Origin of the sequence: Shimazuella alba (assembly GCF_009831235.1) — a bacterium.
In the GTDB taxonomy this organism is placed as follows: domain Bacteria; phylum Bacillota; class Bacilli; order Thermoactinomycetales; family Thermoactinomycetaceae; genus Shimazuella; species Shimazuella alba.
Window position 1 is genome coordinate 39711 of the sequence record NZ_WUUL01000002.1, and the last position, 14532, is coordinate 54242.

The following is a 14532-nucleotide window of genomic DNA, read 5'->3' on the forward strand; positions in this document are numbered from 1 at the left end:
TGTCCATTTTTGGCACATGCCATTTTGGTTTTTACCTATTGCATGTCATTCTTATTCAAATTTTCTGCTCACCATTGGTTCATCAAATTAAAAATAGAAAGTAATTTTTCAGCTTTTTTCGTTAAAGAATATTCTACTTTTGTTGGCATTTCATTGTATTGTTTGCGGCTAATCACTCCATGCAGCTGTAATTCTTTTAATTGCTGACTTAACGTTCGATGAGCGATAGGAGGCAACAATTTTTTTAGTTGACCATATCGGATGACTCCCTCTCTGCCAAGATGAAACAAGATAGCTAATTTCCATCTGCCGCCAATAACAGAAAGTGTATAGTAAATGGGACCTTCAACATTTTTTGTATGTTGTCAACGTTCTCACCTTTACTTACTTTTTGTTTAGTATATAACAAAATATTGCGTACTACTAAATGTTTAAGTAAGTCGTTATACTCATTTGAAAGTCGAAATTGGATTTTCAAAGGAGAATAAATACAATGACTCAACCAAAAGTTGCTCTGATTACAGGGGCTGGACGTGGAATTGGAGCCGCAACTGCTATCGAATTGGCAAAGATGAATATTAGGGTGGCAGTAAATTATTTATCTAATCACGATAGTGCGGAGAAGGTAATTCAAACAATCCGAACAAACGGTGGAGAAGCGATTAAACTTCAGGCTGATGTTTGCAACGCTGAGCAAGTCGCTCAGATGACAGAGGATATTGTAAAACAATGGGGAAAAATAGATATTCTCGTCAGCAATGCAAATATACCTTTTGTAATAAAACCTTTTCTTGAAATATCTTGGACTGAGTTTTCCCAAAAGTTAAACGGAGAAATACAAGCCGAATATCTTCTCTCTCAATCAGTACTTCCTATTATGAAAGAAAATCATTATGGAAGAATTGTATATGTTGCTAGCGGCGCTGCTAAAACCGCTGTTCCAAATTTTATCACTCATGGTACTGCAAAAGCAGCACTTGTCCAATTCGCTAGATACATTGCCGTTGAATTTGGGAAATATGACATTACAGCCAATATCATCTCTCCGGCACTTACCGAAACTGATGCTTCTCGTGGACAGGTAGAAATACTAAAAGAACAATACGCAACTAGCACTCCATTAAATCGGATTGGCCAACCTGATGATATTGCCAAAGCAATTTCCATGTTTGTAAGTGAGCAATCTCAGTTTATCACTGGTTCCTATATACCAGTAGATGGAGGAAAAAGTATGGTTTAATGCCTTACTCATTTTTTGATCGATTCATTTAAGATACCAACAAGATCATCCTTCCAGAATGATGTTCGTACGAAAACTAGTTTCTTAATTAGCAGACCAACTAACGTCAGCCGTAATAACCGTACCATTAACAAAACTGGAATCATCGAACCAAGGATTAACGCAACTTTTGCTATCTCTTCTGGTTTTCCTGTTCTTGGATTAATCGCCATACCGAGTTGTTGGAGTGAGATACCGAATTTATTGATGTTGCTCATTGATGACATGATGTTCGTTTCTACTCCACCCCAAGCACTTGCATTACAGCGTATACCCTGCTGTGCGTACATAAAAGCAGTGTTTTTGGTTAAACCGACTGCAAGCATGTTTGGATGCTGTATAAGCTGCACCTGCCGTGCGCCATACAGTTCACCCGCAGAAGCAATGTTAACGATTACACCGCTTTGCTTTTCTAAGAAAATAGGAAGTACTTTGCCATAGAAAGCATTACGCTATTGGTATTGATGGCGGATATACGGTCCCATCATCTTCCCATCTCCAACAGGTTCAAAATTGTCGATGATACCAGCGGTGTTCACCAGTATGTCCACTGTACGTATTTCTCTACTGTAGTATCGATCAAAGCCCCAATATCAGCTTCTTTAGCTATATTTGTTATAATGCAACAAACTTTATAATGAAATAAAGGAGGTAGATTTCATGGAGATCAAACAAGATGATTTGTCTGGTAAAAAAATAGTGGAATTATTAATGGATCATCTCAACAGTATGACATCCCTCTCACCTCCAGAAAGCGTTCATGCACTAGATTTAGAGGGACTTAAAAGCCCAGAAGTTACTTTTTGGAGTGTTTGGATAAAAGACGAATTATTAGGCTGTGGAGCACTAAAAGAACTGGATTCTTCACATGGGGAAATAAAGTCGATAAAAACTGCGAAAATACATCTGCGCAAAGGGGTAGCAAGGAAAATGCTTCATCACATTGTGGAAGAGGCTAAACAAAGAGGTTACAAAAGACTTTTTTTAGAAACTGGTTCACTAGATGGTTTTATGCCAGCTAGAAACCTATATAAAAGTATGGGCTTTCAATACTGTGAAGCCTTTTCTGATTATAAAGAAGATCCAAATAGTGTATTTATGAAGATGGAACTATCATGAAAGATAATGAATACTTTCGTCACCTAAAGGGGTGTGGATTTCTAACTATCGACCATTCGAATGCTTCACGCTAGTGGAGTTGACACATGGATGGATTGATTACCGAAGGAGACATTCAAAAAAATATTGTATGTAATGGAAATATACTAAAAAAGCTTCTAGCAGCCTATTGTTTAGTCTTTATTATTGATTGTATTATGCTTCGATCATTGTATATATTTATTGAGCAATATCAAAACACTTTATTTAGAAGAGTATACTGCCTAAAACCGCTAAAATAGTAGCGGTTTTTGCTTTGTATATATTTTGAATACTATTGAATTCAGTATATTTCTATGATTAAATACATTTAGTTCCTGTTTTGGTTTGATTTTTGGTCGAGCACTTCTCCCAAACAGGCTGAATCCTTTGGTAAATCTTTGGATTCCCATCAAATCAGGCTACAAACAAACAGGCGCCTTGCGGATACGTTTGTAGCAATTGCTTTGATCGTGTGTTGGCTGTCTCTGGTTCAGCCCCGTGATCAGTCATCATCAAGCACCCTTGTTGGATGAGTGATGACACTGGTAGTACAAGCTTGGTTGTTTCACGTTATGTTTCATGCTTTACGTTTTACTGTTTTACAGTATTAGATTCACAATCTTGGGAATACTGAAACACCTTAATGATGTGGATAAGTGGGTTCGAAAAATCGCATACGTGTGGGCGCGTAAGAGATCCATTTTTTCTGTCAGGTGATGACACTGTCGGGTTTGATTTACGGACAAAACCATCATCTGAGGAGAGATAATAATGAAAAATCAGGAAATTTTATGCGCGAGTCAGCTTTTAGATTCTTTGGAGCAGGGTATGGAGCAGCAACAGTTAGATCAGTACCTTGGTGTAGTGTTAGCGATGGACGTCGATGTGCAAACAAAGAAGCAACTTATCTCAGCATTTTTTTCTGCCTGGCAGCAGCAAAAACAGTCAGTAGTGCAAGAGATACAACAACTGCGGTCGGAAATACGGCAGCATGAAGAACTGGACAAGGCGAGGGATAACCAAGTCTTAAAACAAGTTTCTTTCATTCGTCGTGTGACCATATACAGCAAACGTCGGCTAACCATACTCCATGACAAGGGAATGCCATTGCTGGAGAATATCCATCAGTTACTGATAGAGAGCGGCAAGTTTAGCATTAAGTTCTTTCTCAGTAATTTGGGAATTTTCCTTGTCCAAGAGTTGATAAAAGCATCTGTTGGTGGAGACAAATTTTTCGGAGCAATCAGCAATGGGGTAAAATCAGGTATCAAGCGAATAGAGCCATTGTATTCGCTATACGTGGACATCCTCCCGCATTGCCCGAAGTTTCTCATCGATAATAAAGAAGCAGTTACCACTGCATTAGTGATAACTGCTGTCTTGGCTCTAATCCACACGGTCTCGGTTTCGCAGCCCATCCGTCGTAGTTTAGAGTTCATCAGAAGCTTATTCGCTTCTAAAAAATAAACCTGACAGAGGATCGAAACGCTCACACGCTTTCGATCACTGTCCACATCATTATAAAAAATCCAGATATTTCTGTCAAGAAATGCTGGTTCATTAGACACAAACAACGCCCATGTTTTTGCATAGTGGGCTGTTTGTGCTTTTGCATTTGTGCTAACTTAAAACCACTGAATATTACGGTTTTTTCCTTGTGTGTATATTTTGAATACTATTGAAATCAGTATATTTCTATGATTAAATACACTTAGTTTCTGTTTTGATTTGATTTTTGTCGAGCGTTGCTCCCAAATAGGCTGTATCCTTTGAATTTCCATCAACAGGTGATGACACTGTCGCTTTGTTTTATGGACAAAAACATCATCTGAGGAGAGATAACGATGAAAGATCAAGAAATTTTACACGAGAGTAAGCTTTTAGATTCTTTGGAGCAGGATATTGATCAGCAACAGCTAGATCAGTACCTTGGTGTAGTGTTAGCGATGGACGTCGATGTGCAAACAAAGAAGCGACTTATCACAGCAATTGTTTCTACCTGGCAGCAGCAACAACAGTCAGTAGTACAAGAGATACAACAACTGCGATCGGAAATACGGCAGCATGAAGAACTCGGCAAAGCAAGGGATAACCAAGTCTTAAAACAAGTTTCTTTCATCCGTCGTGGTTTAGAGTTTGTCAGAAACATATTTGCTTCTAAGAACTAATACCTGACAGAGGATCGAAGCACTCACACGCTTTCGATCATTGTCCACATCATTATAAAAAAATCCAGATATTTCTGCCAAGAAATGCTGGTTCATTAGACACAAACAAAGCCCACGTTTTTGGATAGCGGGCTGTTTGTGTTTTACCATTTTAGAAGGGTGATTTTAAAGAAAGAATACAATTGTTGTATGGAAACTTGATCAGTCTTTTTTCAAGATGAATTCTTTTTCGCGCGAGCATTTCATTTATAAAAAAGTTTGATTAAAACTTACATAGAACCCTTTAATTGAAAATGATTAAAACGGTGCATTTTTTTGCAAATAGTATAACTTTCTTTATAGCGATACACCTTTTTTTAGAAGTAATAACGCGGGCAGTAACAGCGTAGCTGACACCACCCGCAAGCATATAGCTATAAATGTAAGAACTCTCTAATTTCGAGAGTTCTATTTCTGTGATTATGATTACTATTGAAATGGCTAATTTTGTTCGTTGTCAAGAAACGACTCCAGCGCATCAAGCTTATCGGACCAGAAATGACGGTACAATTCCAGCCATGCGTCGATTTCTCGAAGTGGCTTAGGGCAAATGGAGTAGATGTTTTTCTGAGCAGCGGATCGCACCTTTACTAATCCGGCTTCCCGTAATATCCGGAGATGTTTGGAAACTCCGGGCTGACTCAAATGACTCTCCTTAACCAGTTCCCCAACGGACCGCTCGCGAATTCGTAGGAGATCCAGCATAAACCGCCTGTGAGGCTCTGCCAAGACCTCAAAAATATCCATGTTCATCACTGCTCCATCTGTTTTCTTTAATGCTTTGTTACGAAGCTATCTGTTCGTTTCAGGTATTCTTCCGTCATTGTTTTATCTAAATGGTGTCTGGGTACAGCTCCGTATGTGATTCCATACTCCAGATAATATTTCAGGAGGGTCAGAGCTTCCCCCCAACCGACAGCGCAATCTCCAAATGCTTTCAGATCCTGCTCAGAACGGGTATATCCCGATTCAATCAAAGTAACCATTGTCCCTCCATCCAAGCTTGTTAATGTGAACGATATGGTCGTCGTGGATTCCCCCGGTGTCCATTGAAATACAAACTTTTCCCCTGTGATAGCCTCCAATACAGTTCCGCCATCCTCCAGCGTAATATGGTCCGGTCCAAAATCTTTAAAACGAAAATGAATATATCCACCCGCTCTAACATCAACCGTAGTACCTTGAGTAAACCATGCGTCCCAGCCTTCACCCGTAGTAAGAGTCTCATAGACGACATTCGGTGAGACATTAACAAATGTACGATGCTGTATCATGAGCAAATCGTTCATAATGCTCCTCCTTTTAAACGCATTTTGGAATCATAATAATTACGAAATTCTTTCACTCGCTCCCAAGGAAAATCAATATGCCTGCCTTGAAGAATCAGATCCAGCACATCCAAATGAACATGCCACCCTGCCAGAAATCCGGAGATCATAGAAGCCTCATTGAACGTGTGGGTAAGATGTACCCTGCATCCTTCGTCTTCCTCCGTCAGCCTCCAACGTACCACGGAGTCACCGGAAACTGGTTCCATCCACGTAAACGCAAGCTCATAGGGAGGGTTGATTTGAAGAAACTCTCCATTTACGATATCGCCATTTTTCCAGCGAAATACAATCCTGCCACCCACAATCAGTTCGAACTCAGCTTGGGCGGTTAGCCAATCCGCGATACGATCAGGCCTGGTAATGGCCAGCCAAACTTTTTCCACGGGGTGCTTCAGATAGCGTTCAAAGCTTATGATGCGTACTCCGTTCAATTCTTTAAGTATGCCCTCCATGTGATGATCATCCTCCATATTTGATTTTTTAATGCTCTGCTCTTATATTACCATAAGGTTATATAACTGTTAAGTAATGAATTAATTTTTATGAATTTGCTTCCTGCAAATTCATGCTGTCTGCTTGTTTTTATTCCTTTTAAACGAGTGGGGTGACCTAATAAGGATCTATCCTTGACCACGGCTTATAATCCGACCAATGCCAGAACCTCGATATTCTTTAACCCATTGCTCAATTATGGATGTTCTTTTTCTTATAGACATAAAAACACCCCTTTGGCTAATCAAAACCAAAGGGGTAAAACGGTGCAACTTTTTGAAGCCGGTATATCTTTAATGTACACAGTACATATTTTTTGTGAACGGCACGACTTTATTTGTAATCAACAACACGATTCTCATCTCATGCTTTTTACTCTACCGTCACACTTTTTGCAAGGTTACGAGGTTTATCTACATCATACCCACGTTCTACACAAGCATAGTAAGCGAGTAATTGTAGTGGTACAACTGCAAGTACTGGAGCGAAGAGATCATGAATAGTAGGGATATACATCACTTCATCTACTGATTTCAATAGCTCTGTATCTCCTTCGGAAGCCAAGCCAAGTACATGTGCACCACGAGCTTTTACTTCTTGAATATTGCTCACCATTTTTTCAAAGACAGCATGTTGGGTAGCAAGGGAGATAACAGGAATTCCTTCTTCAATCAACGCTAGTGTACCGTGTTTTAGTTCACCAGCAGCGTATGCTTCTGAATGAATGTAGGAAATCTCTTTGAGTTTTAGGGAACCTTCCAAGGCTACTGCATAATCCATGCCGCGCCCAAGGAAGAATAAGTGTTCATGATGTACGATCGATTTTGTGAATTCTGCGATCTTATCCGCTTGGCCCAGTACTTCCTCTGTTTTTTCAGGAAGTGACTGAAGTTCATCAAGCAGGTTACCAATGGAAGCAACTACGCTTGTTTCAAGCAATTGTGCCATATACATACCCAATAAATAAATAGCAATCAACTGTGAGGTGTAAGCTTTGGTTGATGCTACAGCAATTTCGGGACCAGCCCATGTCACGATCACATCATCTGCTTCACGAGAGACACTGCTACCTACAACGTTCGTGATAGCCAGAACACGAGCACCGTGTTTTTTCGCTTCACGTAGCGCTGCCAATGTGTCTGCCGTTTCTCCTGATTGGCTTACCACTACAACGAGTGTATGCTCATCGATAATCGGATTTCGATATCGGTATTCAGAAGCAACATCGATTTCAACTGGAATACGGGTAAGTTGCTCCAATACCGTTTTCCCAACCAATCCTGCATGGTAAGCTGTACCACATGCCACAAAGTGGATTTTGTTGATCTGTTTTGCACTTTCAGCTGTCAATCCAACTTCCTGTGAAAGATCAACTAAACCATCCTTGATCCGTCCTGCTAAGGTATCACGAATTGCTTTTGGCTGTTCGTAAATTTCCTTCAGCATAAAATGGTCAAATCCGCCTTTTTCAGCAGTTTCCATGTCCCATGTAACACGTAGAACATCACGGTTTACAGGAGTTCCTTCTAATGTCATCAATTGTACATGGTGTTGATCCAGTACAGCCATTTCACCATCTTCTAAAATATAAACGTCACGAGTATGCTTCAATATAGCTGGGATATCAGAAGCAATGAAATTTTCCCCTTCGCCAATGCCGACTACCAAAGGACTAGCCAAACGTACAGCTACTAATTTATCCGGCTCATAGTTGCTAATAATCCCTAACGCATATGCTCCACGGAGTCTTTTCACGACTTTTTTTACAGTGGAGATGAGATTACCATCGTGAAGATCAGATAGTAACTTGGCGATTACTTCTGTATCTGTTTCCGAAGTAAAATGATGTCCTTTTGCAATAAGTTCTTCTTTTAATTCAATGTAGTTCTCGATAATACCATTGTGAACAACAGCAAATTGCTCCTCACCATCCACATGCGGATGGGAATTTTCATCGGATGGTTTGCCATGTGTTGCCCATCTTGTATGACCGATGCCAAGTTGACCTACTAATGCTTTTTGGTCCAGATGATTAGCCAAATCAGCCAATCGTCCCTTTGTTTTCTTTACACCAATTTCATCTCCGTTATAGATCGCTACTCCAGCAGAGTCATACCCACGATACTCGAGCTTCTCTAGACCTTCCAATAAAACATTTTGAGCTTGTTTCAAACCAATATAACCTACAATTCCACACATAAACAAACCTCCATTGCTATCTTTTTTTCAAGGTCCGATATCTCATTTTTCACGTCTGCTCCCTATTTTTGCTCAGATAGTCACCTAGCTGAATTGTATAGAGAGTCCTCGGTGTAGACGCAACACCGGGAGGCATCCGCCGAACTAATTCGATAAACCTCCACCTCGTCAACTGCAACCCATGCAGTCCTGGCGCTTTTCAACATTAATTTTAGATTCTACGCTCCTTTTCCGCACATCCCCCCTTACAAAGTATAAAAATAGAAATACACTTCCCTATCATATCTTATTCAAAAAGAATCGAAAAGTAAAGCCTTTGAAAAGAAAAAACCAAGTTCTGGTAAGAACTTGGTATATTTTTTTATTTTCCCATCTCTTGTTCTATCACATCAGCGATTTTCTTCACATATAGTTTTAATTCTTCTTGGTCAGGACCTTCTGCCATCACTCGAATCAATGGTTCCGTACCAGAAGGGCGGACCAATACACGCCCATTATCTCTAAGCTCTCCCTCAACTTCATGAATAGCAGATTGGATGGCATGATTTTGTTCCCAACCATCCTTCGATTTCACTACTACATTTTGTAATAACTGGGGATATGTTTTTACACGAGCATTCAGATCAGATGACCGTTCTCCTGTTTCTTTCATCACACGCAACAGTTGAATAGCAGAAAGCAAACCATCACCAGTGGTATTGTAATCTAGGAAGATAACATGACCAGACTGTTCACCACCGAGGTTGTAACCACCAGAAAGCATTCTTTCTAATACATAGCGATCTCCAACTTTTGTTTTTTCTGTTAGCATACCGACATTTTCAGCAGCTTTAAAAAAGCCTATATTGCTCATAACAGTGGTAACTATGGTATCTTGTTTTAATTGACCATGATCTTTTAAGTATTGACCACAAATAAATAAAATTTTGTCTCCGTCCAGCAATTGTCCATTTTCGTCTACTGCAATCAATCGATCGGCATCTCCATCAAAAGCTAACCCTAAGTGAGCCCCTTTTGCAATCACCTCTTCTTGAAGGGATTCTGGGTGAGTTGAGCCACAATCTACGTTAATATTCGTACCATTTGGATTGCCGTGGATTGTTGTTACATCAGCACCTAATTCACGCAGCAATTGAGGAGCAAGCTGGTAAGCAGCACCATTTGCACCATCTACGACAACATGAATTCCGCATAAATCGATATCAATAGTTGATTTTAAATGTTTAAGGTACTGTAGATATGCTTTAGAATCATCCAACACTCTACCGACATTTTCCGCAACAGGTCTAACCAAGGAATCATTCTCCTGTGTAAGGTACTCTTCTATTTGTTCTTCTATATCATCTGCTAACTTTTGCCCATTAGCATTAAAAAATTTAATCCCGTTGTCTGGAAATGGATTGTGAGAAGCTGAGATCATTACCCCTGCTTCCGCTTCCAAATGTCTCGTGAGAAAAGCTACCCCGGGTGTACTTATAACGCCTAAGCGGACAACATCTACACCAACTGATGTAATTCCCGCAATCAGTGCAGATTCCAACATTTCCCCTGAAAGACGTGTATCTCTTCCTACAACCATTTTGGCATTTTGTTTTTGTTTGGTCAGCACATAGGCTCCAAAACGCCCTAGGCGAAAAACAAGCTCTGGTGTTAATTCTAAGTTAGCTACTCCCCGGACACCATCTGTTCCAAAAAATTTACCCATGTCATTCCTCCATCATCCGAACGAAAAATAACCGATATCATTCACGTTCATACGAATCATTTATTTTCCTTTGGAGTACTTCCGTTATCTGTACCTACTTCTGTATCTCCATTTGTATTACTTTCGTCAGTATTCGTATCTTCAGCAGGCGTCCGACCTATTTTAACATAAATCTCTATCCTGGTGGGTGACACTTTTTCAGCAGGTGTAACCACTTTTACATCTTGTGTCAATGTAGTATCAGATGTAACTTTTGATAGATCAATAGATCCTCCTGGATATGTTTTTAACTTCTTCAATTTTTCAATTGATCCGTACACTCTTATCTTCAAGGGATTTGTTGTAATAGACTCGACTTTATATCCCTCAGGTGGTGGCTTACTCACCGTAATTTGAAGTGGTATATCACGATAAGACAATTGCTGATTAGGTGTATTAGGCGTATTAGGTGTCTCTGGTTTAGGTGTTGTTGGACTAGTTTGCACTTTCTCAATTGGAATAGTTACTTGTGTATTACTTGGTGCTATTTTCACGTTTGGAATTTTTGTTGTTTTGCTGTGGACAGCTAATTGAACATTGCGTTTCGTAGTTTGTTTCAATCCGTTTACATTTACCAGTGCAGTGATACGAGATACTTTTTCTACCTCTCGTCGAATTCCAGATACGCGCACAGAAATGGGAGTGTATGTAATTGGTAATAACTTATATCCATATGCTACAGCACCTCTTGTAATGATGTTAACAGGAATTGTTTTGGTAACTTTTTCTGCAATCTCAACTGATACGTTAGAGGGATTAGGTCTTACCTGTACATTAGCAGGCAAACCCTCTACTTTAACAGGTAGTGATAAATATTTTCCTGCTTTCAACTTACTCAAATCTACAAATACACGATAGGAAGGCAGACGATTGATTGTATTTTTGTCACCGATAAACACAAGATCTACTTTATGCTTTGCATTTAAAAGTTGGTACTTTTGATTATCATATCTATATTCAATCTGAATTCCCCTGACTGTAGTGGAAGAACGATTAACGGAAATGGGAAGAGTCGGCTCTGAAACCATGAACCACAAAACAGTAGCTAGAACGATTGAAATTACTCGAAGCACCCATTCGTTCTGAAATAATCTATCCATTTTTTTCCCTCCTATCTTTACTCAACCCCTCAGCTGGTTTCTGTTTTAAAAGTTGAAAAAGATGAGACAAAAATGCTTCATTGGACAGATTTGATTCGAGTATCCCATTTTGTGCAATCGATACCGCACTAGTCTCTTCCGAAACAATAATGACAATCGCATCCGAGATTTCTGACATACCCAATCCTGCACGATGTCGGGTTCCTAAAGCTTTGGATATTCTCGCGCTCTCACTCAATGGCAAGAAGCACCCTGCTGCTGTTACTTTAGCTCCTTGAATAATAATGGCTCCATCATGAAGAGGAGTGTTAGTTGAAAAGATGGTTCGAATTAGTTCAGAACTAACGTCTGCATTTAACACAACACCTGTACGAACATAGTCAAATAAACCTGTCCTTTGTTCCAATACAATCAATGCTCCTACCTTATTAGAGGATAGGTATTGTACTGCCTTTGCTAATTCTTGCACTAATTTATTTACTTCTTCTTCTCTGATCACCCGATGACGACTAAAAAAGCCACCTCTTCCAATCTGCTCTAACGCACGCCGAATCTCAGGTTGAAAAATAACAATAATCGCTATTACTCCTACGGAAAAAAGATTTTCTATCAACCACGTTATCGTACGCAGCTCAAAGTAACGGCTAATAATCCAGAGCAATACCACAACGCTAATTCCTTTTACAAGTTGGACTGCTCTCGTTCCTCTAAGCAATAGAAGTAACTGATAAAATATAAAACTGACAATAAGTATATCAACCAGATCACTCATATACTCTTTTACAACGCTGGATAACATGGGAAATCCTCCAAGAAATTACTTGTACCTTTAGTATGCTCAACTTTTTAAATAAAAGCAGTTTGCGAAGCCGTGTATTTTCTCATTGATATGTATATTTGATAGCTATACACATTTGATATACAGCTTACTTTCATACTCATAAGACAAATGCGTTACTTCAACTTCCTTATCTTAACCCTACCTTCTTTGGATTCATTTCTAAATATTTTCCCATTAACACATTTGGATTTCTTTCTTGCCCAAGACTTCTTTCTAGTTAATAAAAATTCTTTAATAGTGCATCTCTTTCTTCTTTGTGATCACAAACCCAATGATGATGAGTAATGGAATCATTCTTATTGGAATCAGACCATTCAAATAACAAAGAGTAAATAGATTCCCGCTTTTCCTATAACCAATTCCTCAGATGGAAAGGACTTCTTTTGCTAGAATAGGGGATTAGAGAATGAAATACTTTTAAGCAATACTGTAGCTCTATCGTTCTTCTACTAATTTTTTTGTTTTAGTTTGAAACTCAATGAAGGGAGAAATTCTGGAAATAAATTTTTACCAAAGCAGTTGCTAATTTTCCCATACAACTGTTCTTCCTATTCTTCACAAGTAAAGAAGAGAAGCCTTAAGCTATTTTCTTTCGGTCTAAAAAGATAAACTGAATCGCTTTCTTCCGAAGGATATATCCTAATAAATGAAATAAAATATATTTAACAGCATCGTATTTCATATATCCTAAAGAATATAATAATTCCTTAGGCATATTCTCTTTTCAAATGTCATTTGTAAAACCAAAGTTAAACAATATTACTGCTGTTTCTATACTACCATGAATTCCAATCGGCTTTCACAATTCTATGTGCCATCCTATTTGTTGGATCTTCCATAAATATGGTCAATAATGCCTCAATATCGGACGAACCACAAAAATCTCAATAAATTGAACATACTTGCCTATTGTTGAATGGTTTGCTTCTTGTTCTGAAACTGCTTTATTAATCCTTTGGTTGCTTCTAACATGTAAATCCTTCCTGATGATTTGGTAATATTTTAATTTAATATTATAACAAATAAAAAAAAGCATAATGAATACCATATTAACTTAATTCATACTATATTTTCTTTTTTCATAAAAATTTCAAATAGTATGAGACCAGGAAAATCAAAAAAGTATTGCTAAATAAGTAGAATGAAGTATCTTAGCTTATGTAATTCCTCCATAAGGAATCAAGATAGAAGTAACACCCAAGAAAAGGAGGAGAAATCTTCCATTTTTTGGGTGTTGGTCTGAATCTATCAATCGAACTTACAATATTTTTTTTCCAAATAAAGAACTAATAAGAGCCACAGCTACTTCGGCTGTCATATTTTCCCGATCCAATATAGGGTTAACCTCAACAAATTCAGCAGATGTAATTAATTTCGACTCAGACATCATTTCTAATGCAAGATGACTCTCTCGATACGTAATCCCACCAGCTACAGGAGTTCCAACCCCAGGGGCATCTTTTGGATCTAATCCATCCAGATCCAGGCTCAAATGCACTCCATCTGTACCGGTACCTACAATCGATAGTGCTTCTTCCATAACTCTAGCAAGTCCAAGACGATCTACTTCATGCATGGTAAAAACTTTTAATCCTATTTCCCGGGCAATCTCTTGTTCTCCCTTATCTAATTCGCGAATACCAATAAGAACCACGTTTCCTGGCTTCACTTTAGGAGAGTAATTACCGATATTTACTAAGGATGGATGACCAAATCCTAAACTTGCTGCCAAAGGCATACCATGAATATTTCCTGATGGGGAGGTATCCCCTGTATTTAAGTCACCATGAGCATCATACCAAATTAAACCTAAGTTTTCATAATGCTTTGCTACACCAGCAATCGTCCCTATTGCCATGCTATGGTCTCCACCTAAGACAAGTGGAAAGCGCTTTCTTTCCACCACATTGGAAACAGCTTTTGCTAGGTGTTCATTCACATCACAAATCGCTGATAAAAATTTTAAATGATTCTCTCCAATATCAATTGATTCGGGACTGGGAACTTCAATATTACCTAAATCTTCAACATCAAAGCCTAAAGCTTCTAATGTTGATTGTAACTTCGCATATCGGATAGCACTCGGTCCCATATCTACTCCGCGACGACCTTGACCCAAATCCATTGGCATTCCAATAACGCTTATTGGTTGTTTGTTCATCTAATCCAACCCTCTTTCTCCATTCATATTGATAAGCG

Annotated in this window: 14 protein-coding genes and 1 pseudogene; 4 read left to right on the forward strand and 11 right to left on the reverse strand. The window is 38.8% G+C overall.

Annotated elements, in window-relative coordinates:
• Positions 1-68: 68 nt before the first annotated feature.
• Positions 69-338, reverse strand: a complete 270-nt coding sequence (locus GSM42_RS02850; RefSeq protein ID WP_160800442.1) for a winged helix-turn-helix transcriptional regulator — start codon at positions 336-338, stop codon at positions 69-71.
• Between the two features lie 155 nt (positions 339-493).
• Here GSM42_RS02850 and GSM42_RS02855 point away from each other — a divergent pair, with 155 nt between their 5' ends.
• Complete coding sequence (locus GSM42_RS02855; RefSeq protein ID WP_160799826.1) at positions 494-1240, forward strand: SDR family oxidoreductase; 747 nt, start codon at positions 494-496, stop codon at positions 1238-1240.
• Positions 1241-1248: 8 nt separating this feature from the next.
• Here GSM42_RS02855 and GSM42_RS02860 read toward each other — a convergent pair whose 3' ends face one another.
• Complete coding sequence (locus tag GSM42_RS02860) at positions 1249-1701, reverse strand: SDR family oxidoreductase (RefSeq protein WP_160800443.1); 453 nt, start codon at positions 1699-1701, stop codon at positions 1249-1251.
• A gap of 238 nt (positions 1702-1939) precedes the next feature.
• Here GSM42_RS02860 and GSM42_RS02865 point away from each other — a divergent pair, with 238 nt between their 5' ends.
• From GSM42_RS02865 to GSM42_RS02875, 3 genes are all read left to right on the forward strand, one after another.
• Positions 1940-2398: a GNAT family N-acetyltransferase gene (locus GSM42_RS02865; RefSeq protein WP_160799827.1), complete on the forward strand. Its 459-nt coding sequence runs from the start codon at positions 1940-1942 to the stop codon at positions 2396-2398.
• Positions 2399-3190: 792 nt separating this feature from the next.
• The gene (locus GSM42_RS02870) at positions 3191-3886 is read left to right on the forward strand and encodes a hypothetical protein (protein WP_160799830.1); all 696 of its coding nucleotides are present in this window, start codon (positions 3191-3193) and stop codon (positions 3884-3886) included.
• 377 nt (positions 3887-4263) lie between these two features.
• Positions 4264-4587: a hypothetical protein gene (locus GSM42_RS02875; RefSeq protein WP_160799832.1), complete on the forward strand. Its 324-nt coding sequence runs from the start codon at positions 4264-4266 to the stop codon at positions 4585-4587.
• Positions 4588-5067: 480 nt separating this feature from the next.
• On the opposite strand, the gene GSM42_RS02880 is transcribed toward GSM42_RS02875, so the two are convergent.
• The 9 genes and pseudogenes from GSM42_RS02880 to rocF form a co-directional block, all read right to left on the reverse strand.
• A complete protein-coding gene (locus GSM42_RS02880) occupies positions 5068-5379 on the reverse strand; it encodes a metalloregulator ArsR/SmtB family transcription factor (protein ID WP_202404754.1) in 312 nt (103 codons plus the stop codon).
• A gap of 20 nt (positions 5380-5399) precedes the next feature.
• Positions 5400-5915 (reverse strand): SRPBCC family protein, encoded by a 516-nt coding sequence (locus GSM42_RS02885; RefSeq protein ID WP_160799838.1) that lies wholly within the window; start codon positions 5913-5915, stop codon positions 5400-5402.
• Positions 5912-6409, reverse strand: a complete 498-nt coding sequence (locus tag GSM42_RS02890) for an SRPBCC family protein (protein WP_160799840.1) — start codon at positions 6407-6409, stop codon at positions 5912-5914. Before GSM42_RS02890 ends, GSM42_RS02885 begins: the two co-directional genes overlap by 4 nt.
• Positions 6410-6516: 107 nt before the next feature.
• Positions 6517-6673: pseudogene (locus tag GSM42_RS21110) on the reverse strand (heteromeric transposase endonuclease subunit TnsA); the annotation flags it as partial.
• A 148-nt stretch (positions 6674-6821) separates the two neighbouring features.
• A complete protein-coding gene (gene glmS / locus GSM42_RS02900; protein ID WP_160799843.1) occupies positions 6822-8648 on the reverse strand; it encodes a glutamine--fructose-6-phosphate transaminase (isomerizing) in 1827 nt (608 codons plus the stop codon).
• Positions 8649-9009: 361 nt separating this feature from the next.
• Positions 9010-10353, reverse strand: coding sequence for a phosphoglucosamine mutase (gene glmM / locus GSM42_RS02905; protein ID WP_160799846.1), 1344 nt, complete (start codon positions 10351-10353; stop codon positions 9010-9012).
• A 56-nt stretch (positions 10354-10409) separates the two neighbouring features.
• On the reverse strand, positions 10410-11492 hold the full coding sequence (locus GSM42_RS02910) for a CdaR family protein (RefSeq protein ID WP_160799848.1): 1083 nt from the start codon (positions 11490-11492) through the stop codon (positions 10410-10412).
• Positions 11485-12291 carry a diadenylate cyclase CdaA gene (gene cdaA / locus GSM42_RS02915; RefSeq protein WP_160799851.1) on the reverse strand — a complete coding sequence of 269 codons (807 nt, stop codon included), beginning with the start codon at positions 12289-12291 and terminating at the stop codon, positions 11485-11487. The genes GSM42_RS02910 and cdaA overlap by 8 nt, the downstream gene beginning before the upstream one ends.
• A gap of 1300 nt (positions 12292-13591) precedes the next feature.
• Positions 13592-14494 carry an arginase gene (rocF, locus tag GSM42_RS02920; protein ID WP_160799854.1) on the reverse strand — a complete coding sequence of 301 codons (903 nt, stop codon included), beginning with the start codon at positions 14492-14494 and terminating at the stop codon, positions 13592-13594.
• Between the last annotated feature and the right edge of the window lie 38 nt (positions 14495-14532).